At 35.7% G+C, this 19,858-nt stretch carries 22 protein-coding genes, 1 tRNA gene and 2 pseudogenes; 16 read left to right on the forward strand and 9 right to left on the reverse strand.

The window, feature by feature from the left end; genetic code table 11:
• Positions 1–114 precede the first annotated feature (114 nt).
• The 7 genes and pseudogenes from AAZO_RS26040 to AAZO_RS37130 all read left to right on the forward strand — a co-directional run bounded on the left by AAZO_RS26040 (position 115) and on the right by AAZO_RS37130 (position 5,815).
• Positions 115–579 (forward strand): Mu transposase C-terminal domain-containing protein, encoded by a 465-nt coding sequence (locus tag AAZO_RS26040; RefSeq protein WP_049790576.1) that lies wholly within the window; start codon positions 115–117, stop codon positions 577–579.
• Positions 580–618: 39 nt separating this feature from the next.
• Positions 619–855: a hypothetical protein gene (locus AAZO_RS26045; protein WP_013190586.1), complete on the forward strand. Its 237-nt coding sequence runs from the start codon at positions 619–621 to the stop codon at positions 853–855.
• A gap of 612 nt (positions 856–1,467) precedes the next feature.
• Positions 1,468–1,788, forward strand: a complete 321-nt coding sequence (locus tag AAZO_RS06135; protein WP_041639565.1) for a hypothetical protein — start codon at positions 1,468–1,470, stop codon at positions 1,786–1,788.
• Between the two features lie 299 nt (positions 1,789–2,087).
• On the forward strand, positions 2,088–2,423 hold the full coding sequence (locus tag AAZO_RS34990) for an AIPR family protein (protein ID WP_187289612.1): 336 nt from the start codon (positions 2,088–2,090) through the stop codon (positions 2,421–2,423).
• 333 nt (positions 2,424–2,756) lie between these two features.
• Positions 2,757–3,783 (forward strand): annotated as a pseudogene (locus AAZO_RS06145) (ISKra4 family transposase).
• A 44-nt stretch (positions 3,784–3,827) separates the two neighbouring features.
• Positions 3,828–4,283, forward strand: coding sequence for a hypothetical protein (locus AAZO_RS06150; RefSeq protein ID WP_013190587.1), 456 nt, complete (start codon positions 3,828–3,830; stop codon positions 4,281–4,283).
• A 1,079-nt stretch (positions 4,284–5,362) separates the two neighbouring features.
• Positions 5,363–5,815, forward strand: a complete 453-nt coding sequence (locus tag AAZO_RS37130; RefSeq protein ID WP_228371667.1) for a DNA methyltransferase — start codon at positions 5,363–5,365, stop codon at positions 5,813–5,815.
• An 896-nt stretch (positions 5,816–6,711) separates the two neighbouring features.
• On the opposite strand, the gene AAZO_RS33415 is transcribed toward AAZO_RS37130, so the two are convergent.
• Positions 6,712–6,864, reverse strand: a complete 153-nt coding sequence (locus AAZO_RS33415; RefSeq protein WP_144031384.1) for a hypothetical protein — start codon at positions 6,862–6,864, stop codon at positions 6,712–6,714.
• A 122-nt stretch (positions 6,865–6,986) separates the two neighbouring features.
• Positions 6,987–7,190, reverse strand: coding sequence for a helix-turn-helix domain-containing protein (locus AAZO_RS43415; protein ID WP_041639570.1), 204 nt, complete (start codon positions 7,188–7,190; stop codon positions 6,987–6,989).
• Between the two features lie 418 nt (positions 7,191–7,608).
• Between AAZO_RS43415 and AAZO_RS35000 the strand changes: the two genes are divergently transcribed.
• The 6 genes and pseudogenes from AAZO_RS35000 to AAZO_RS06190 all read left to right on the forward strand — a co-directional run bounded on the left by AAZO_RS35000 (position 7,609) and on the right by AAZO_RS06190 (position 13,482).
• Entirely contained in the window at positions 7,609–7,767 is a 159-nt protein-coding gene (locus AAZO_RS35000; protein WP_187289613.1) for a hypothetical protein, read from the forward strand.
• Between the two features lie 17 nt (positions 7,768–7,784).
• A complete protein-coding gene (locus AAZO_RS26055) occupies positions 7,785–8,060 on the forward strand; it encodes a hypothetical protein (protein ID WP_049790578.1) in 276 nt (91 codons plus the stop codon).
• A 614-nt stretch (positions 8,061–8,674) separates the two neighbouring features.
• Positions 8,675–8,863: a hypothetical protein gene (locus AAZO_RS26060; protein WP_049790579.1), complete on the forward strand. Its 189-nt coding sequence runs from the start codon at positions 8,675–8,677 to the stop codon at positions 8,861–8,863.
• A gap of 923 nt (positions 8,864–9,786) precedes the next feature.
• Positions 9,787–9,963, forward strand: a complete 177-nt coding sequence (locus tag AAZO_RS06175; RefSeq protein ID WP_228371532.1) for a hypothetical protein — start codon at positions 9,787–9,789, stop codon at positions 9,961–9,963.
• 44 nt (positions 9,964–10,007) lie between these two features.
• Positions 10,008–10,229 (forward strand): hypothetical protein, encoded by a 222-nt coding sequence (locus tag AAZO_RS35005; protein ID WP_013190589.1) that lies wholly within the window; start codon positions 10,008–10,010, stop codon positions 10,227–10,229.
• A 2,218-nt stretch (positions 10,230–12,447) separates the two neighbouring features.
• Positions 12,448–13,482, forward strand: a pseudogene (locus AAZO_RS06190) (IS701 family transposase).
• Between the two features lie 1,065 nt (positions 13,483–14,547).
• On the opposite strand, the gene AAZO_RS06200 reads toward AAZO_RS06190, so the two are convergent.
• Positions 14,548–14,620 (reverse strand) — tRNA-Ala (locus AAZO_RS06200).
• A gap of 541 nt (positions 14,621–15,161) precedes the next feature.
• Here AAZO_RS06200 and AAZO_RS35010 point away from each other — a divergent pair.
• Positions 15,162–15,311, forward strand: a complete 150-nt coding sequence (locus AAZO_RS35010) for a hypothetical protein (RefSeq protein WP_187289685.1) — start codon at positions 15,162–15,164, stop codon at positions 15,309–15,311.
• A 267-nt stretch (positions 15,312–15,578) separates the two neighbouring features.
• Here the strand turns inward: AAZO_RS35010 and AAZO_RS06210 are convergent, their stop codons facing one another.
• The 5 genes from AAZO_RS06210 to AAZO_RS37150 all read right to left on the reverse strand — a co-directional run bounded on the left by AAZO_RS06210 (position 15,579) and on the right by AAZO_RS37150 (position 17,141).
• A complete protein-coding gene (locus tag AAZO_RS06210) occupies positions 15,579–15,794 on the reverse strand; it encodes a hypothetical protein (protein ID WP_013190591.1) in 216 nt (71 codons plus the stop codon).
• A 126-nt stretch (positions 15,795–15,920) separates the two neighbouring features.
• Positions 15,921–16,289, reverse strand: coding sequence for a hypothetical protein (locus AAZO_RS37140; RefSeq protein WP_228371533.1), 369 nt, complete (start codon positions 16,287–16,289; stop codon positions 15,921–15,923).
• Positions 16,290–16,370: 81 nt separating this feature from the next.
• Positions 16,371–16,493, reverse strand: a complete 123-nt coding sequence (locus AAZO_RS41020; RefSeq protein WP_266888501.1) for a hypothetical protein — start codon at positions 16,491–16,493, stop codon at positions 16,371–16,373.
• Between the two features lie 27 nt (positions 16,494–16,520).
• On the reverse strand, positions 16,521–16,847 hold the full coding sequence (locus tag AAZO_RS37145) for a hypothetical protein (RefSeq protein WP_228371534.1): 327 nt from the start codon (positions 16,845–16,847) through the stop codon (positions 16,521–16,523).
• Between the two features lie 15 nt (positions 16,848–16,862).
• A complete protein-coding gene (locus tag AAZO_RS37150; protein WP_081462714.1) occupies positions 16,863–17,141 on the reverse strand; it encodes a hypothetical protein in 279 nt (92 codons plus the stop codon).
• 327 nt (positions 17,142–17,468) lie between these two features.
• On the opposite strand from AAZO_RS37150, the gene AAZO_RS06225 reads away from it, so the two are divergent.
• The gene (locus tag AAZO_RS06225; protein ID WP_013190592.1) at positions 17,469–18,407 is read left to right on the forward strand and encodes a putative 2-dehydropantoate 2-reductase; all 939 of its coding nucleotides are present in this window, start codon (positions 17,469–17,471) and stop codon (positions 18,405–18,407) included.
• Positions 18,408–18,786: 379 nt separating this feature from the next.
• Positions 18,787–19,413 carry an IS630 family transposase gene (locus AAZO_RS06230; protein ID WP_081462715.1) on the forward strand — a complete coding sequence of 209 codons (627 nt, stop codon included), beginning with the start codon at positions 18,787–18,789 and terminating at the stop codon, positions 19,411–19,413.
• 314 nt (positions 19,414–19,727) lie between these two features.
• Here AAZO_RS06230 and AAZO_RS41025 read toward each other — a convergent pair whose 3' ends face one another.
• Positions 19,728–19,850 (reverse strand): hypothetical protein, encoded by a 123-nt coding sequence (locus tag AAZO_RS41025; RefSeq protein ID WP_266888508.1) that lies wholly within the window; start codon positions 19,848–19,850, stop codon positions 19,728–19,730.
• Between the last annotated feature and the right edge of the window lie 8 nt (positions 19,851–19,858).

The following is a 19,858-nucleotide window of genomic DNA, read 5'->3' on the forward strand; positions in this document are numbered from 1 at the left end:
AATATTGAGGAACCTCCTCCAGAGGCAGTTCTTCTTGCCTGTCTGACGGTTGATAAACTAGAGAAAATATTAGTGAAATATTTTCTCTAGTTTATCAACCGTCATGATTACCCAATGGTAAGAAATCAAAAACGTATTGAGCAATGGAAATCAAGTTGTTTACTAGAAGAACCTGACCTTATTTATGAACGTGAACTAGATATTTGTTTAATGAAAGTTGCGATACGCAATGTAGAAAAATATGGTTCTGTTAACTTTGTTGGTTGGGTATATCAAGGTGATTGCTTGTTAGATTATAAAAGGAAGCAAGTTTCTGTAAGATATGATAGGCGTAATATTACAACAGTCAGTGTCTATACTCGCCCTATTAATGGTGAACCAGGAGAGTTCCTTGGTTTTATACAAGCTAGCAATTTTAAAAGAGAAGAAATGTCTCTAGCTGAATTAAATTCTATCAAGAAAAAGTTGCGTAACGAAGGTATAAAGTTTGATCACTCTTCTATTTTTAATGAGCGGTTATCTCGATTTGAGGATGTTGAGCAAAACCGTAAGGAGAGAGGTAGACAACGGCGTAAATAGGCACAACAAAAGCACGAGGTTAAAACTAACAAATCAAAAGTGGTAGAGTTATTTCCTGAAACTGAAACACCATCAATAATTGAACCCCCAGAAGAAATAAAGATTGCACAGGAAAATTTAATATCTACCTTTGACGCAGATTCACAAAACATTGTCAATTCAATAGATAAGCAAGTTGAACAAACTCAAGGGGATACCAATCCAATAGCTAAAGCTAAAAGAAGACCTATAGTAGGTGTAAAACATTGGAATCAATTTATGAAGGATAACTGGTGATTTTAATGTCGGAAATAAACTTAGCCCATGCCAATCTAGAATTTAAGCAGCAATCTCATACAATTTTGCAACCTACTGAAGAATTACGGTGATCGCCTGAAGTCCAAGCTGAGATTGAGCGGATTGGTAAAGCTAACACTTACTTTCCCCTTGATCATGATACAGAATTATTTGACTGGCTTGATGATCAACGTGATACAAAACTCTGTGTTTACGTTACATCTGCTACGGGTTCTGGTTTATTAAAAGCCTGTCAACTTTACAGAACCCAATATGTAAAACGAAGAGGAACATTGTTGGAAATTCCTGTAACTGTTATCTATGCTGAAATTGAGCAACATGGTGGACCCACGGATTTATATTGCTCCATTATGGAAGAAATAGGTCATCCACTTACTCATGTTCGAACATTACAAGATTTCCTCTCGTGAGCTTTGGGAACTCTGAAAAGTTATGGTGTGAAAGTCCTAATAGTCAGTAATGCAGATTACCTAACTTTGAAAGTATTTAATGAGCTAATTGGTGTTTTTAGTAAACTGCGAATCCCCATTATCTTAGTTGGGACTTACTATCTAAGTAATAATATTCTGCAACGGAAAAGTCTCCCTGTATGTGCGCGTTCATGACTCATCTTTAGAGTCATACGAGTTTCCTAATTTTACTAAAGAAGAAATAATTGAAGTTGTGAACGATTGGGAAGCAAAATTTCTCCAAGGAAATAGGCGATTAAATTTCACACAGATTGAGAGTGCAGTTCCTTATTTAGGTTTAAGATCTAGAGGCTTAGTTGAGCCTTTGTATGATTTACTTCGAAAAATAGCTATACTGAAAATACACGAGCCAAATTTTGAACTAGATCAATATAATTTGACTAAGATGATAATGGTATTGATGCAGTTTATTTTGAGCGGTTTAATAACCTACTTTGGTTAGTACAGGCTAAGGTTGTAAAATCACCAGATCTGGGAGATAATAAGAAATTTTGTGATGGAATTAGGGATCTTGTCGATAAACGGTTTCAAAAATTTAATTCGAGTTTTTCCCGCTTACAGCAAGATGTTGAGGATGCTTTAGACAAAAATGGAGTAACAATAGTTGGCTTTCATATATATCTGGATGGAAGGCTGGGCTCTCATGTAGTTAATGATCTCAATCAATTAAAAGATCAACTAAATAAAGTTGATCCGCGCTTCCGATGGCAGGGTTTGAATATTGAAAAGATTTATGGTTGTTTGACAACCAAGCAAGAAAATGCACCTGTTAATGTTGAATTTACTTTAGGAAAGTGGCATTCTTTAAAGCAGCCACGCAGGGTTCTTTATGGATTAGTAAATGCTGCTGAGCTGGTATCTTTATATAACCAGCATAACAAATTATTATTTGAGAATAATATTCGTTATTATCTGGGTAGACAGGATGTTAACTTAGCAATTGCTGAAACTGTGAAACTTCAAGCGCCAGGACTTTTTTATCTCAATAATGGATTAACAATTACTTGTGAGAAATTTAGTCTACGATCTGGACATAGTCAGGAATTAAATCGATTTATTTCAGACTATTTTCTATAGTCAATGGATGGTAAATAGTTGGATTTATTGCATCTATTCTAATTAATACTATTGGTTCTATATCTCTGGTAAATTATTAGTAATAATCATTGAATTAGAGAGAAAATCAGATGAAATAGGTGTAGAGATTACCAAAGCGAGAAATGCACAAAATGATGTTTTTGATGTTTATTTTGTAGCATTTAGATCCCAATCAAGAACAGTTGCCGGGGAGCATCCACTATTGGAAGATACACAAGTGTTAGGAGCATTTAAGGATAAATAAGTGTGGATTAGCAACCATGAAGCAGGATAAAAGAACGGCTCAAAGCCTGCTTAGAAGAATAGGCAACATTGTTATATAAAGAAGCAGACAAAAGTCAGATAACAGACTTGGAAGGCATAGAAAAAACAGTAAGGAGTCAAATATTAGAAGTGGTAAGTCCAGAAATAGCCCTTTTTTTTTATTGAAGAAAGAACCGGAAGGAAAGTAGGTAAAACCAGGAAAGTCAAAACCTTGGTAGGAGAACTAAAACTAAAAGCTAAACAGTTGAAGAGACTGGGTTTGAAGCCAAGAAGTCGATTAAGTCCATTACTTCAAAAGTGCTGCTTGAGGCTATCAGCTAAGGAAGGAATCATATCAAAAGGCAGAAGTTGAAATTGAGGCATTAACAGGAGTAAAAGTTGGCCATAGGAGGCAACAAAAACTAGTTGTGGAACAAGATTGGGAGCTACCACAAGGAAAACAAGCTGTCTGTGAAGTGAGGGTGGATGGTGGAAGAGTACGACTAGGGAGCAAACCACAACCAGGCTGGTACTGGCGAGACTATCAATAAAACCCTTCGTCTACAAGGAATTCATGATGGCGCATGTTTTGATAACAACTAATAAATCATAAGTTGATTATGTTAATAGCCAGTCTTTGGTTAACCCCCTTGTGTGTTTGGGGGATGGTCATGATGGAGTTTGGAATTTAGTTAAAGAGTTTGGAACTGAAAAATCCAAACCTTTGGAAATTTTGGATTGGTATCACCTCAAAGAGAATCTTTATCAAATTGGTGGTTATTTAAAGCATCTCCAAGCTGTTGAGAGTTTATTGTGGTAAGGTCAGATAGAGCCAATTCAAGCTTTATTTAATAATTGTCGAGGCAAACAAGTTAAGAAGTCTTTCGACATAAGCGAAGAACATCCCACTGGTATTATTAACTACACCTACTACCGAGCTGAACAACTGTGTTCTATTGGTTCTGGATCTGTCGAATCTGCTATTCAACAGATTGGAGCAAGGATTTAAATTTCTGGACCACAGTGGAATGTTGAAAGTGTCTACCAAATCCTTTCCCTTCCTTGTGCTTATCTCAATGGTTTGCTTCCTATTTGAGTCTTTCTGCCAAAACTCTATCCTCCCGGTTGCGGCAAGAATGTATGGTATCAAATATTGTCTATCAATATCGAGCATCAGTAGATAATCATGATGCTATCACCATTGAAAAAGCTGCAATCGCACTTGCTTGTTTTAGCGGTAATACTGAAATAATTGTTGCAGCGAGGAAAGATATTAACCAGCTTCACAAGCTTTACTATTCAACACTTTTTAGTAATGCTCTTTCAGGGATTATACTTTGTGTGTATGTGCTTATATTTCAATATCTTGATCAGATTTTTGAAAATTCGCGAAAAGCAGAAAAAGAAACTCGGACAAAAAATTCCTATCAACATGATAGATTGTGTATCTTGGATATTTTATCAAGACGCTATAAATCTTTAATCAATAAGCCAGAAGTTAATTTATCTCAAGATAATATAACTGAGCTTTCTAGAACTGGGATAGAACTTGCCGAGGTAATTTATATTCTCGCTGAATCTCAGTTTGCTAGTTAGTGATGAAAAAGGATATCTTGCTATTTTTAGGAGTTTGACAGATTTTAAAGGCTTAACGATAACGAGTGTAGTAATGCAAGAATTGGCTAGAAAAGAAAATCAGGCTAAAAATACTAATTTACCTAAAGGTTAAATTTTATAATTTAATTTCTGCGAGAGAAACTCAACTAATTATAACTAAAAAGTAAAGACTTGAACTTACATGGACTGGTAAAGGAATTCGCCCCAAATTAGAGCCGCGAATTTTGTTAGCAGATGCTGAGGAATCCTATCATGCCGCACATCGAGTCAGTGGAAATGATATTTTTGATAATTCCTTGATTTTTGGCGATAACTCGTTAGCTCTCAAGGCTTTAGAGTAAGAATTTCCAGGAAGATTTAAATGTATTTTTATTGATACTCCCTATAATACTCTGCTTCTGAACATTATGATTATGGGGTTGAACATTCTATCTGGCTTTCTTTCATGAGATATCGTTTAGAGATTATTCGTAATTTGTTATCATAAGATAGAACTTTGTGGACTACGGTTGATGATAATGAAGTACATTATTTAAGCACATTATTTAAATGTAATGTGTAATGAGATTGTTGGAAGAAGGAATTTTATATCAAATGTAGTTTGCTAAAATAGATATTCTCGGTCTAATGATGCTTGTCTCTCCCTATCACATGATTCCATATTAGTTTAGTCAGAAAATCCTAAAAGATGGGAAAATATACGCAATACATTACCTAGAAAAGAAGAACAATCTTGGCAATATAAAAATCCTGATAATGATTCCAATAGACCTTGGCGAGCTATTCCTTGGGATGCTCCTAATATCCGTCCTAATCTCTCTTATCCCATTACAACACCGACAGGGAAAATTCGCTTACCCTCTCCAGGAAAATGTTGGTCTCGAACTGAAGACTAATGGCTTGAAATAGTAAAATCTAGATTAGCCTATTTTGGAAAATTACGAGATGGCGTACCATCTTTTAAACAATACTTAAAAGAAGCCTCTAATATTGTTCCAAATACTTGGTCGAATAATGAGGAAACTGGTCATAGAGATGAAGCTTAAAAGGATATATACATACTTTTTACTAGAGAAGAGGTATTCAAGACGCCTAAGCTAGAAAGACTACTGCATCGAATTATTCATATAGCCACAAATCCAGGTGATTTAGTATTAGATTCCTTCGCTGGTTTAGGAATCACAGGTGCAGTCGCGCACAAAATGGGAAGACGCTGGATCATGATTGAACTAGGAGAACATTGTCATACACATATTATTCCCCAACTCAAAAAAGTGATTGATGGTGAAGACAAAGGTGGTATCACACAAACTGTTAACTGGAAAGGCGGTGGTGGGTTTCGTTACTATCGCCTTGCACCATCATCGTTAGAAAAAGACAAATGGGGTAATTGGATTCTTAATAAAGAATATAACTCTGAAATATTAGCCGAAGCACTTTGCAAAATTGAAGGTTTCACTTATGCACCATCAGATACATTTTATCGGCAACATAGTTGTTATAGCAAATGATATCTTATTTATGTCACCACCGAAAATCTTAGTTATTAACTAATATGTCAACTGTATGATGAAGTAGGACAAGGACCCACCCTACTTGTATTATGTAGTGCCTTTCGTGGCAAGGTGATATATTGTCTGAAAATCAAAAAAAATCCTAAACAAATACTTTCACGTTGTGAATGGGGACACGATGATTACAGCTTGAAAATTTTAAATCTGCCTAAAGTAACACCGAAAATTTAACAACCATCACTACAAAGATTACTAGAACAACCTATACAAGAATCACTATTTGATATGGATAATATACAATGAATTAACTTGTGAATAATATTGCTAATCCTCTCAATGTGCGTCCTCCGCAACGACAATTCTTAGAAATAATTTCTCGGATTTGTGAACTATTGACCATCCATAGACAATGTGATATAGAAATAAGCTGAGCGGAAATTAACCAAGAATTGCCTACAGTGACTAATTTTGAGCGTGAATTTCCTTCACTCTATTTTGCACTAGCAACAGGTGTTGGTAAAACGCGACTCCTGGGGACTTTTATCAGCTGATTAAATTTAGCGTATGATATCGATATCAATAATTTCTTTGTTTTAGCACCCAACCTTACCATTTATCACAAACTGATTAATGATCTTTCACCAAATAAACCAAAATATGTATTTACAGGTATTTCTAAATTTGTGATTAAGTCACCAATGATTATCACAGGTGACAACTATGAAACCAATAGAGAGGTCCGAAAATTCAGAAAGGCGTATGTGTGTGGCTTTCCATAGTGTTAAGATGAGGAAAGAGCCAAGGAAAGAATCAGGGTTAGGAATAGGTACGGATAGTTCCTATCCATGAAGATGTTAATGACAAATTCATAACTGACCTCATATCCATAACATTTATAAAATGGGCAAAAGTAATGAACCAATTCCTAATGTGACTAAACCACAAATCCTAAGAATTACTTGTGAGTAAATTGGGGAATCCAGGGGAAATCTTTGTTGAGGTACCCGGAATGTTTTTACAAGTCTAATGACCTGTTCAACAAAAATACCCTTGGTGGAAAACTCTTTGTTTCCTGCCTTTTGTTCTGAGTCGCCATGGCATAATCGCTATAATCTTTTTTTACCTGTTCAAGGATACTAACAGGGAAAACATTTGATAATATCTCTAGTCAGTAATGAAATGTATCCTTTACTTCCGTTTTCCATATACCGAAATGCAAACCTAAAACCTCAAATGTTGGCATTTTCCTCAAATAGAACAAGGATAGACATACCTGTTCTTTTATCTCTAGTTTCCCTTTCCCCCCTCCTCCTTTCTGATTTATACCTATCTTTTTACTTTCTATGTCACCTTGAAGTTTTTTATGCTGCATTTAACCTTGGGCTAACAAGTCTTGAAACTGATGGTTAGTTATTCCCTGTATTTGTTTTGTAGGATGTGGATATTCTTGAATATAGTTAATTTAGTAGATTTTCCCTTTTGCTACACCCTCAAAATTCCCGTCTACCATTTTTTTTCACACCAATTTAATTTTCCTGATAGGTCTAATGCTACAATAATTTTATATCCACAAATTCTCTGCAAGATGAATCTTTTCAACATTTCCAATGTTTGTTAACTCAGAAGTCTGCGGTGGCAAAAGTTCAAAAATCAAACGACTACCTGAATATATTGGAGAAAGATATTGTGATTATCTTTTCCAGTGAAAAGACCTAGTAATTATAATGGATGAATCGCACGGATATTGAGCTTTACCAGGTATTCTAGAAATTAATAAATTAAAACCATTAATGGGTTTAGAACTTACAGATACACCTTCTGTAGAAACTAGTAAAGAACCAATATATCTTAAATATGTAATCTATAAATACTCTCTAGGAAAAGCAATTACAGATGGTTGTGTTAAAGAGCCTGCTGTGGGGACTCGTAAAGATTTTAATTTTCACTAGCAATTGAACAAATCGAGTTGGAAGATGGAATTTATTTACACGAGAATATTAAAGCTGAATTAAAAATTTATGCTCTCCAAACAGGAAAGCCAATTGTTAAATCTTTTATGCTTGTGATTGCTCATGATACTAACCGTGCTTCACAACTTTTAGATTTGATTAAATCTCATGAATTTGCCGAAGGGTATTACAAAGATAAAGTCATTCAAGTTGATTCTAGTAAAACAGGTGCACAAGAAGATGAAATGGTAGAAAGACTGCTGAAAGTAGAACATCTAGATGAACCAACGTAAATCCTTATTCATGTAAATATCTTAAAATAAGGCTGGGATGTTAATAACCTTTATATAATCTTACTATTAAGAGCTACAAATTGTGAAATCTTGATTAAACAATCAATTGAGGATTAAGTTTACCCTATGGAGAGTGCACAGGTATAACTATTGTACCTCGTCTAAATATTGTTGCCCACGACAAATTTCAAGAAATTGTCGAAGAAGCAAAACGTCCAGAATCAGAAATTAGATCGCAACAAATTATCCTCACACCTGAAGAGTTATAACAAAAAACCGACACAGTTATTTCAGAGTTAAAGCTTGCTCAATATTTAGGAATTACGACGGAACAAACTATTGATATAAACAGTGAAGTAAATATAAATTTACCAGAGATATAAACTAAAGATTTTGAAATATCTATATTTGAATCTCCCATAGAATAAGAAATTACAAATCTAATTTACCAAGAGATTCAGAAGTTAGAAAATCAGGCTGGAAAAGTGCCAACTACATCCTATCTCTCAACACCAAAAGTTCAAGCAATGGTGCGGGAAGTTGTAGCTAGAGAATATTAACCAGGACAATTAAAAATTGCAGGTGTAACTACACCACCAGATATTGCAGATATTGTGGCTAAAACTACTAATTTAGTCATTCAGCAAACTGTTGATGTTCCCAAAATTCTGGTTATTCCTAAAGGAGAAGTAAGATCACCTGTTAGGTCTTTTTCCCTAGATTTAATAGGTTTAAATAATAATGTTCAACTCAAGAAAGGATTACATATTAAATCTCTATTAAACGCTAATTTAACATCTTGAGAAGTGAGAATAGCTAATTCTAATAATCTCACTTACAAGCTTATATCTTCATTAAGATAACCGGATGTGATGATATTCAACATGATGGTAAGGCAGGTTTAATATATAACTTACCTGGTCAAGTTATTGGTCATTTTATCACATGAGTATCGAGAAAATATACAAGGTAAAATTGCTAATTTCGTCCATAAACAGATCAAACAACATTCCTGGAAAGATGATCAAGTTGAGTATACACATAAAATCAGCAAAGGTTTTACAACCCTAAAAGAGATTGCTTATACTACAAATGCGAATAATTCTTTAGATTATAGAATCTCGCCTCCAGATAAAAGCAACATGTCCAAATATCTATTTACGGGTTTTTCTCAATGCCTATATACAGAATAAAAATTTCAATCAGAAGCGGAGAGGGTATTATCTATAATTTTGGAACGAGATGCAGTAAAATGGTTTAAACCAGCAAGGGGAAAATTTCAGATTTATTAGAAATGGGAAGAAGATTATTTAGAATATCAACCCGATTTGGTAGCAGAAACAGAAGAAATTGTCTATATGCTTGAACCTGAAAATTGAGATGAGATAGATAGTACTCAAGTGGTTGCTAAGAAAAATGTAGTGGTTCAATGGTGTAAATATGCTTCTAACTATATGCTAAAATAAAACAGTAAGCCTTTGTGACTTTTATCACAGAACATTTGATAATCGGATCACTATTGGTTCAGTTAATTGACTTTAAACTGGCAAAACCCGACTACTTTGATGCGTTTCAGTTAAGTTTCCCCGCTAAAGTTGATTTGTGCAAAGGGATGGATTGAATTAAAGAAGACATGGCCAATTTTCTCTCGGAGATGAATTCGACTCGAAACCGTTTGGCTCATAGATCAGGTTTTAAATTCACGTTTGATGATGGGTTTGCCTTCGTGCAGTCTGCTGCACGTGCGGGAGCGGATTTCTCTGATGACACGATTCCTACTGATAAGAAAAATGCAGAAGAATGGTATCGGGTTGATGCCATCATCCAGGAAGTTTTTCAGAACACAGCGCAAGAACTAGCGTTTGTCATAGAAGACAATGGTAGTCAGTTTGAATTTTCCTAGAATTCTTTTAGCACGTTTAATAAAGTGTAATAAAACTTTCTGGAATGAATACCGTTGGCGAATTCATCAAAAGGGTGGTTTTTGGAAACTTTCGTTGGAGGATTTCCACAATAGCTTTCAGGTTTCCACCATTAAGAAATATTTGGGGTCATCGTGGTCGGGTAGCAGGACTATATCGCTCTAATCCCGCCCCTCAGAACCTGACGTGCGGCTTACAACGCATCCGCCTCAAGAAAGTCATAAACTACGGATTACATTCACCGTAACCGCTCAATAATTAGGGGTAAACCGTTCACAAACAAGCCTCAAATGGCGCAAAACCCTTTGTGATCTGGTAGTCCGCCCCGAATTATTGAGCGCATACCATTCACCTTCCATAAGACACCAGCAAATGCAGCTTACAGATCAGTTTTCATGGTTTTCTTACTTTATTTACATCTCAAGCGAAGAGTCTGCCAATACTTACATTTATAAAAAAATCCAAAGACGTCTACCGGATGCTTCTCTCTAAGGGCTTGATTTGGTTGCCATTTGTTGGTTATAAGCTGAGCCATCCATCCACCAGGGCTTTTAACTACTTGATGTTGTAGTTGTTCTTTTAGTGCTTCAATCGCAGTTAGCACAATCTCTTCTGTAGAATTGGGTATCTTGGAGGCAAGAGTGCTAGTAAGTTTAATTCCTAAAGACTCTAACTCGGCTTTAATTGCTTCACCAATTCATTTTGGCACACTTATTTTGAAATAATCGCAATATTATCTGGTTCAATAGAAGGCAGATGAGATTGATTTAAAGTTGTTCCTTGACTGGTTATTAAACGCATGAAATGGATATATCAATAGCCTTTCGTCTCTTGACGCAAAGAATAGGTAGTTGATAAAGTTCACTAACTCTTTGCCTTTGTCCATAGGCAGCGCGATCACATAGCTCAAGTAGTTTTTGTAGCAGTCATACATTATTGAGGTGGATTCTGCTGCGAGCGCTCTGGTTCATCAAATCTACAAGAATTTATCGCCTGATCATCATAACCTGTATCTTGTTCAAAATTGAAATAATGTTTAACAGTGTGTAGCAATGTTTTCGCGCTAAATAAAACTTTAAACGTCACTACACATTGAAATCAGGATCTGAGAACCCCACACTATGCACTAATTGAGTAATATGAACGCCTGAGTTTGTCTTGATTTTGACAAGTTACCATCTTCACAGAGTTGTCAACAAACTTTCCCTTAAGTATGATAGTGGCAACGGTTATCTGACCAATGCAAATAAATAATTACACAAATAAAAAATCATTTTTCTAAAAAACTTTGTTACTATGACCCGCAATAATAATAAGAATTGCACAACTCCCATCCTCACAACCATAAAATACCATTTGTATAGTAGTGAAGGTGTACTGCGTAAAGTATGGGAATAAATGACTCAAAAAACACTCCTCTGATTGTGGAATTATTGAAGGGTATAAGCTGCCTTACTCCTCAGTAGACTCCTTTGTAAAAGAAGTTTATTCTTCAAGGCTGACTTTATACCAAAAGCGAAAAAGGCAGAAAGAAAGATGGTAAGGAATACTTTCTTAATACAATACTTAAAAGTGATGTTAAACTTGTCGCAGAAAGCAATTATGATTGACAAGTAATCTGTGATAAAGCTCAAGAAATCATCGTTCAAGTTGACTTAAATTTTCTATAAGACTCACAAAATAACACAAGATATTTTAACCTGCTCTGCTATTTATTAACTGATAAATAATCATAATAAAGTCAGTGATAATATCCAGGAAGACATCAAAAAACTAAAAGAGCGTCGTAATCAAACAGAACTCGAGATTAGACTATTGGAGAAGCAACTTCAAGATAATTGCTTACCTCATGGTAGAGATATTACAGGAACAACATAACATCTCTTGATCCATTTGATAATCTGATCAATCAAGTACCTCAAGACAATGAAGAATATGAACATTGGTCAGCTGAACTATCTGGAAAAGTATCACATTTGCCATATCCAATAGATTATTTGTATGGTGATTTAAGTTCGTATAAATAAAAACGACAATAGCAATATTTTTGTTGACTTTAACTGTTGGTATAATTATCAATTCCAAATTTGTTGTAATAAATGCCATCTCCATCTTTTTGAAGGCTTCTTAGAAGGCCGCAAAATATTTAAAGAAAGTGAGAAAGCTGAGGAGAAATACCCTGGCAATAAAAATGCTCAACAATTATAAGTAAAAGAGTATAATCGCCAGATACACAATTGGAGTTACAAAAGACCTCGAGATAGTATTATATATAAACCTGCTGAGTTAAGAATTAGTATTGAATTTGAGATACTGCCTAATCACGGTTATTTACAAGAAAAAGCAAGAGACTTAATATTCTTTGCTTACAAATCCCACATTAATACTCTTAGGACTTACGCATTGACACAGTAGCAAAATACTGTAGTAGTAAAAAATGTCATCTACTTAGGAGGTATGGGAGAATTAGAGAAATAACCAAAACTTCTACAACAGAATGCAATCTGGAACATTACACTCTTTACACTCTGTTGTTCCTATCAGAAGCAAAGCATGGGGGATGTTGTAGATTGGCAGAGATATTGGAAAACGTTTCACATGAGAGTGTAAATAGATTATTGCTCAGAGAGAGATAGGAATCGAAAGATTTATTCTATACAGTAAAGAAAATCATAAATATAGTAGGAGGGATTTTAAGTGTAGATAACACAGTAGTATAAAAATTGTAGAGTGACCCAAAACATGCAGAATTAATCAGTTATTTTTGGTCTAGGAAATATCATAAGAGCATCAAAAGAATAAATTTAATCACACTGTACTACAGTGATGTGTGTGGAAATTCAGTACCAATAAATTATAGAATATACGAGAAGAAGGAGGGAAAGACGAAGAACGATTATTTTCAGGAAATGCTCAAGGAAGTGATTGATTGGGGTGTAAAACCAAGAATAGTTACAGGAGACAGTTGGTATTCAGGGGTAGAAAGCTTAAAATTTTTTAAAAACCAGAAATTGGGTTTTCTATTTGGGATTGAGAAAAATAGAACCGTATCAAATAAACTGGAAAATTATTGTCTATTAAGGAGTGTAGGAATTCCCGATAAAGGTTTGATAACTCATTTGAGAGTATTTGGATTCATCAAATTGTTTAGGCAAGAGTTCAGAAAAGAAGACTCTAGAGACTATATAGTCTATCTACCAGATGAACAAGCTCTCAGTCAAATCACCAAAAGTGAATTTGTGAAAATTCATGATACTCATTGGGGGATTGAAAGTTTTCATAGAGCCATCAAACAAGTATGTGGAATTTGTCGATTTATGGTTAGAGATAGCCAAGGAGTTAAAAAACAGATATTTTATTCACTTCAAGGATTTGTTTGTTTAGGAAAAATGCGCTCTGAAAAGATAATTTGTAATTGGTATGAATTGCAAAGGAACTTATTCACTTTAGTTGTGCGCGATTACATTGTGGAAAACCTTAGCAATACTGGTGCTGTTTAGTACCCATAAATGAGTTTTTCGTCAATGGGTAACTCCTAACTCTTATGAATTAAGATCTTTACTTTAGCAGATGAAAATTTCCACTAAGACAGTGTAATTTCTAATATTATAAATCGGTGTCATTATACATACTCTTTTGAGTCTCTGTATGATGCTACAGTATTGACCCTTTTGTGTAGGTATTGTGGAATGGGTTAGTTTAACGCTTAGATAAGCGTATTCTTTCTGTTCCTAGTAGCTGCTAACTCTACCTATAGGGTCATCTAATTATTTGTTAGCGGCAATTGCTTGGGTAAGCTAATGCTGTTGTTAGATGAGAAAGAACTCGCACTGAGACCCATGGGAAATATAAGGTGTTAGGGTTTCAAACAGCCCAGGACCTTAGCTCTTGACATCAAACTGGTTTAGCTTGGTATTGGATGCCAGAGCGGCTTGTACATCTGAAATCCTTGATTTTGGTTGTACGAAGACTATCAATATCTCTTACTTTACAATAAAGTAACGGTACGGCTATACCGTCACGGTGGCTACTGAACTACCACCCCCTAATTTTCATTTTTGGCAAGTCAAAGCAGGGTCAAAATCCCTGGGGATCTGCCAAATCTTTAAAAAGCTTGTCTTGAGTGACTTTCGCGATTTTGAAGGTGAATTCAAAGCGACTTATTGGCAGTGGAAAATAAGAATTTAAGTACATCTGCCAAAATTGCCTGTAGAAACGAGTCAAGATAAGCATTTTGAGTGGCTTAGTTTCAATAGCCTTCTCCATAGGTGGTGGGTTGAAGCATAACTAATTTCCCATTTTCTGGAATTTCACTCTTGTGTCCTGTTATATTAAAATAATATACTCAGTTGGTTTGAAAGGAGCGTTTAAATGGCATATTGCCAGAATTTATGGTGTTTATACTCAGGTCTTACAATACATTAGAGTTAATGTATCTGGCTATAAGTGTACTTTGTTTTGGACAATAATTCTTTAAAACTAGATTAATGTTTGAAAGCCTTGAAAACCAGTAACTTATGTCCCTTAAATTTGTAAATTTGGACAATAATTCTTGAATGTACAAGTGGAGTTAAGGGGAATTGAACCCCTGACCTCTTGAATGCCATTCAAGCGCTCTACCAACTGAGCTATAACCCCTGGAACTTTTATAGAATCGGTTTTTTATTCATTCCTAGAAAATTTTTTTCCCTTTACTATTATCCAAGTTTACGGCAATTAAGTCAAGAGATTTAAGTTAGGAAATATTAATCATTGACTCAACCTGACTCTCTAGAATCTCAAGCTTAGAAGCTATGCAGAATATAACCGCTTAAACATTATGTGCTAATATGACTAGCATTTGATATTGTGAGAGTAATTGGTTGTAATGTTCTGAATTATTTAGATGTGATCGCATTTCCATATCTGAGTTTATCCTAATTTTCAGATTTAGCTACTTATAATATTTCTAACAAAGAGCAATATCTTCAGTAAGCTGAGTCTATCCTAGTGGTTTAGTGGGAGTGATCGCTCTCCTGGCGTTTTGTTAACAATCTTTACATCTACATCATCAGTTAGTTGAGGGAAATAGGGAAATCTGAGAGAAATTCGGACATATAAAAGAATGACAGCCAGAGAAAAAGTAATGCAATAAATTAATCAATCTCCAGATTTTGTAGTCGAGGAACTATTAGACTTTTTGCTATTTATCAGATCTCGTAGAACTCAAGTTGAGGATGATGTAATATCTGAATCGGCTGCTGAGAGTTTTAGTCAAGCTTGGTATGATGTGGTGAATGATAATACTCTACCTGTTTCTGAAATTTGCGAAGGAATAGATGCAGAATGATTCACTTTTAATTCAGATTTAGGTAAGAAATAAATTTAAACGAAATATGCGAGTTTTGGCAAAGAAATACCATAGTATTCGCAAAGATATCGAGCCAATTATTGAACAGCTACTAGATAAGGTAATAGATTCACCATCGCACCTGTATCCATGAGTCAAGAAATTTGTAGTAAGCGTTTTTGATAAGTTAGTATTAGGGGAAGATGTGGAAGAAACCCAGCTTGCCCTAACTCTGGATCAATGGTAATAAGAGGATATCTTTCAGGATTAGTCACTGTTTTGATATTGAGCTGCTCGTAAGACTTCTAAGATAGAATTTGCAGCATCAAAAGCATTATAAGGCGACCAAACTGGATAAGATTGATCAGGTTTAATTAAGCTAGTTTCTTCCTGTGCTAGTTCAGATATCAAAACCTGCATCATGTAAAGTTTATCTGCACGATTGAGAGTGTATGAGCTGTTGAGCAGTTCTGCTGAAACCATTTAAAAAACTCAGGGATTTTAAAGAGCGCTACTTTCAAAGGCACTTTTACAACTTAGTTTATCGTAGTCTGGTAAGAGGAGAGATCACACTTTTATCGTATTCCCTAAATACTTCGGGGGAAGAAGTTATTCAGGCATCCATGAGCAACCAAAAGGATTGAGAGCATATTTTTCGTCAAAAGTAGTCGCCAAATAGGGAATATTACCAACCTTAGAAATGCGGTCACGAATATATTCAAAAAAGCTAATTCCCAACTTACGAGTAGTAGGAACAAGAGAGATAAAAGTATCCCAACCCTGAGTCCCTTCGAGAGTCTGAGTGGCATCACTAATATTACCTCGCTGCACCATAGTTCTAGCACCTAACTCAGCCGGGTTATTGTGCAAAGGTAATTCAGGATGCTCTAAAACATAAAGCAACTCAGAAATTTTGACCAGAGTTAATGGTTTTCGCTCATCCAATTGTTGATAACCACCACTGCCAGTGTGGAACAACTTCCAAAACTTATACCGGAGTTTATCTGCCGTTTGCTGACTGGGAGAATCTTGATCAGGGAGTAAGTCTCGGTAGTAATTCTAGAAATCATCCAGGAATTTATCTAAAATCTTTTGGTGATAAGCAATAAACGCACTTAACTTCTTATAATTTCTTCCTTCATGTACCCAAGAGAAAACGATATTATCAGTCAGTAACTTCAATTGAGGAGCATCATCACAGACCAGAGTTTACACCACTGGCCAATCAGTTTCTTGATGATAGAAAGCAATAGCTGCTGCTTCCATAATCCGAGTCCGTTGTTGTGAACCCAGTTTAGGCAGATGTATATCCAGTAGGGTATGAAACTCTGCCTCACTCAACACAGTTTCTTGGGGTAATACTTGGAGAGCATTTCTCCATTTAGTTGGTAGTTGAAAATGCTCCAGCAAGTCAAAATTCCCTAGGAACTCTAACGACTTGCCTTGGGTCATGTTACTCCCATAGTACAAGCTGATAATCAGGGTTTTTATTCCTAAACCGAATTCTTCCTCATAACCCCAAGGAGGTTCTGCCAAATAGGTTTTTCCTTCTCATGGTGAGTAGTATTTCTCTTTCCGGAATAGTACGTTATCGGTTGCCAGGATGATGTCTTGGATGATTACTTCTTCATACCCTTTGAACTGCGCCTCTGCTGGCAGTAATTCTTGGGGATATTCTAGTATTTCTTCTCTGTCTATTTTAATCCCAGCCTTCTTACTGCCTTTGTTGTCCTTTTTTAGCGTTTGTCGCTCTTTCTCCGATGAGTGATTACTTGTGAACCCTTTTTGATTCTTGGCTTTTATCTTTGCCTGACTCTTTTCTCCCTTCAATCGGTTGTTTTCATCTCTTAACCCTTGATTTTCTGCCCGTAATTCTTTAACTTCTAATTGTAAATGCTCTATTAGATTCAGTCATATCTCTACTTTCTGACCCATGAATTCTCCTGCAATTCCTTTTCCCTCAATGCTTTGGAATAACTCTGTTTGTGATAAGTCTTTTGCTAAAATTTTCTGCCTCATGTCTCATGTTTTATAACGCCCTGTGTCCCACCCTCAACTTTTTCTTTTTTTCTCTTACCCCTACTTATTCTGCCGATAACCTGAAAATGTTGGTACAATATCCCTTTATGATTTTCCTAAGATTTATTTATAGCTTAAATGGGCGAGCACACTTATGGAATTCTGGGAACTGGTGCATTAGGCGGTTTTTATGGGGCAAAACTGCAAAAAGCTGGTCATAACGTCCACTTTTTACTCAAAAGTGATTACCCAGATGTAAAACAAAATGGTTTAATCGTTGAATCTAAAGATGGTGATTTTCTCCTCCCCCAAGTCCAGGCATACAACGATGTAGGAAAAATGCCTAGCTGTGATGTAGTGGTAGTAGCACTCAAAACAACTCAAAACCACTTGCTACAGCAGATGTTACCAGCAGTCATCAAGGATGATGGGGTAGTGTTGGTATTGCAAAATGGGCTAGGTATAGAAGCACAAGTAGCCGAAATTGTGGGTAATATAAGAGTGCTAGGGGGGTTATGTTTTCTCTGTTCCAACAAAGTGGGACCAGGACATATCCGTCATTTAGACTATGGACAAATTACCTTGGGTGAATATACCTCTAACTATTATCCCAGTGGATTTACAGATAAAATGCAGGAAATAGCCACAGATTTTGAAAATGCTGGTATTTCCATAGAACTAGTAGAAGATTTATTATTAGGACGTTGGAAAAAATTGGTGTGGAATATTCCTTATAATGGACTGTCTGTAATTCTCAATGCCACAACTGACGAATTAATGGCAAATATGCACACCCGTCAGTTGGTTGAACAATTGATGTTTGAAGTAATATTGGGGGCAAAAAGTACGGAGAGGTTAATTCCTGAAAGCTTCATTCAAACCATGCTTGACTATACAGTAAAAATGAAACCGTATCGGACTAGCATGAAAATTGATTTTGATGAATGTCGTCCTTTAGAAGTAGAAGCAATTTTTGGTAACTCCTTAAAGAAAGCAGAAGCAGGAGGTGTAAATTTACCACAAACTCGTTGTTTATATCAACAGTTGAAGTTTTTGGATCGGAAAGGGAAGAGGTGACAGGTGACAAGTGACAGAGAGATAAAGCAGGGGAGACAATTAATAATTACCTTCGCGAAGCGTTTCCGAATAAAATACTAAAAATTACGAATTACTAAATTATCTCATACCCAATATTTCTGAGATAGCGTGAACAATATCCAGAGAGCAATTACCCTTCACTGCCCGAAATGACTCAAGTTTATAAAGCATAAATTGCAAAAGAGAGAACTAGTCACACAGAGAGAACTGATTTTAATTTGTAATCTTACTTCTTGGCTAAATTGTCCTAAAAAACTCTGGCGCTCCCGTAATGAATTGAGTAATACACCAAAGTGTTTCTTCACAAAGCATTTTTGATTGCGACTGCTTGTTCTAATCCGCCAGAAGGAAGAGTGCGTTGGACAATGCAATTATTAGCGGAGCATTTAGTGAAGGTTGGTATCATAGATTGAATCTCAGACGAAACAATACGCCAAACTCTAAAAAAAATGAAATTAAACCGTGGTTAAAAGAAAAGTGGTGTATTCCCGAAGTTAACCCAGAGTATGTGTTTAGAATAGAAGATGTTTTGGATTTGTACAATGAGCCATATGATCCAAAAAAACCTACACTCTGCCTAGATGAACGCCCATATCAATTATTAGAAGAAGTAAGACTTCCTTTGCCACCAGAACCACATCAGCCTGAAGGTTATGATTGTGAGTATAAACCCAATGGTGTTGTAAATTTATTTGGCTTTTTTAAACCAATAGCCGGGTGGAGGCATATTGAAGTTACACAAAGTCGGACAAAAGCTGGTTTTGCTAAACAATTAAAAGATTTAGTAGATGTTTATTACCCCCAAGCTGATGTGATACCTTTACTTATTGATAACCTAAACATTCATACTCCAAGTGTTTTATATGAAGTTTTCTCTCCACAAGAAGCACGCCGCATTATTCGGAAATTAGATTTTCACTATACTCCTAAACACGCTTCTTGGTTGAATCAAGTAGAAATTGAATTATCAGTTTTATCTCACTAATGCTTAGAACGAGGTATTCCTAATGTAGAAATATTATCTTCTGAAATTGCTACTTGGGAGTCACAGCGTAATCAACAAGAACCCAGTGTTTATTGGGGTTTTAAAACCAAGTATGCACGTAAGAAAATGCAGCGTTTATATCCGAGCATTTAACCCAGCAAAATTGCCTTGGCAGACTACCTACTAGGATGGGCAAGTCAAGAATTCATGAAGGTTTTAGGTTTGTTGGAATAAAGGGTAGTTTTTAAAACCTTCATCTATGAGGTCCATGAATTTTGTGCCAATTTCTTGGTGATTGAAGCCAGGAATCTTGATTAGTGTCTTGAAGTGACGGGGTAGGGTAGATGTGCCTGACATTTCTGTTGAGCTGTGACCGGATAACCCTTATAGGCAGTAAAGTCATTAAAACTGAGTACACCAGAGTAACTTAAACCCACAATGGATT

Source organism: 'Nostoc azollae' 0708 (assembly GCF_000196515.1).
Taxonomy (GTDB): Bacteria; Cyanobacteriota; Cyanobacteriia; order Cyanobacteriales; family Nostocaceae; genus Trichormus_B; species Trichormus_B azollae.

Excerpts from the sequence above, each read along its gene's own strand:
- AAZO_RS26040 (WP_049790576.1), top strand. The coding sequence starts at position 115 with ATGGTAAGAAATCAAAAACGTATTGAGCAATGGAAATCAAGTTGTTTA.
- AAZO_RS06150 (WP_013190587.1), top strand. The coding sequence starts at position 3,828 with ATGGTATCAAATATTGTCTATCAATATCGAGCATCAGTAGATAATCAT.
- AAZO_RS43415 (WP_041639570.1), bottom strand. The coding sequence starts at position 7,190 with ATGCAGCATAAAAAACTTCAAGGTGACATAGAAAGTAAAAAGATAGGT.
- AAZO_RS35000 (WP_187289613.1), top strand. The coding sequence starts at position 7,609 with ATGGGTTTAGAACTTACAGATACACCTTCTGTAGAAACTAGTAAAGAA.
- AAZO_RS35005 (WP_013190589.1), top strand. The coding sequence starts at position 10,008 with ATGAATACCGTTGGCGAATTCATCAAAAGGGTGGTTTTTGGAAACTTT.
- AAZO_RS06210 (WP_013190591.1), bottom strand. The coding sequence starts at position 15,794 with ATGGTTTCAGCAGAACTGCTCAACAGCTCATACACTCTCAATCGTGCA.
- AAZO_RS06225 (WP_013190592.1), top strand. The coding sequence starts at position 17,469 with ATGGGCGAGCACACTTATGGAATTCTGGGAACTGGTGCATTAGGCGGT.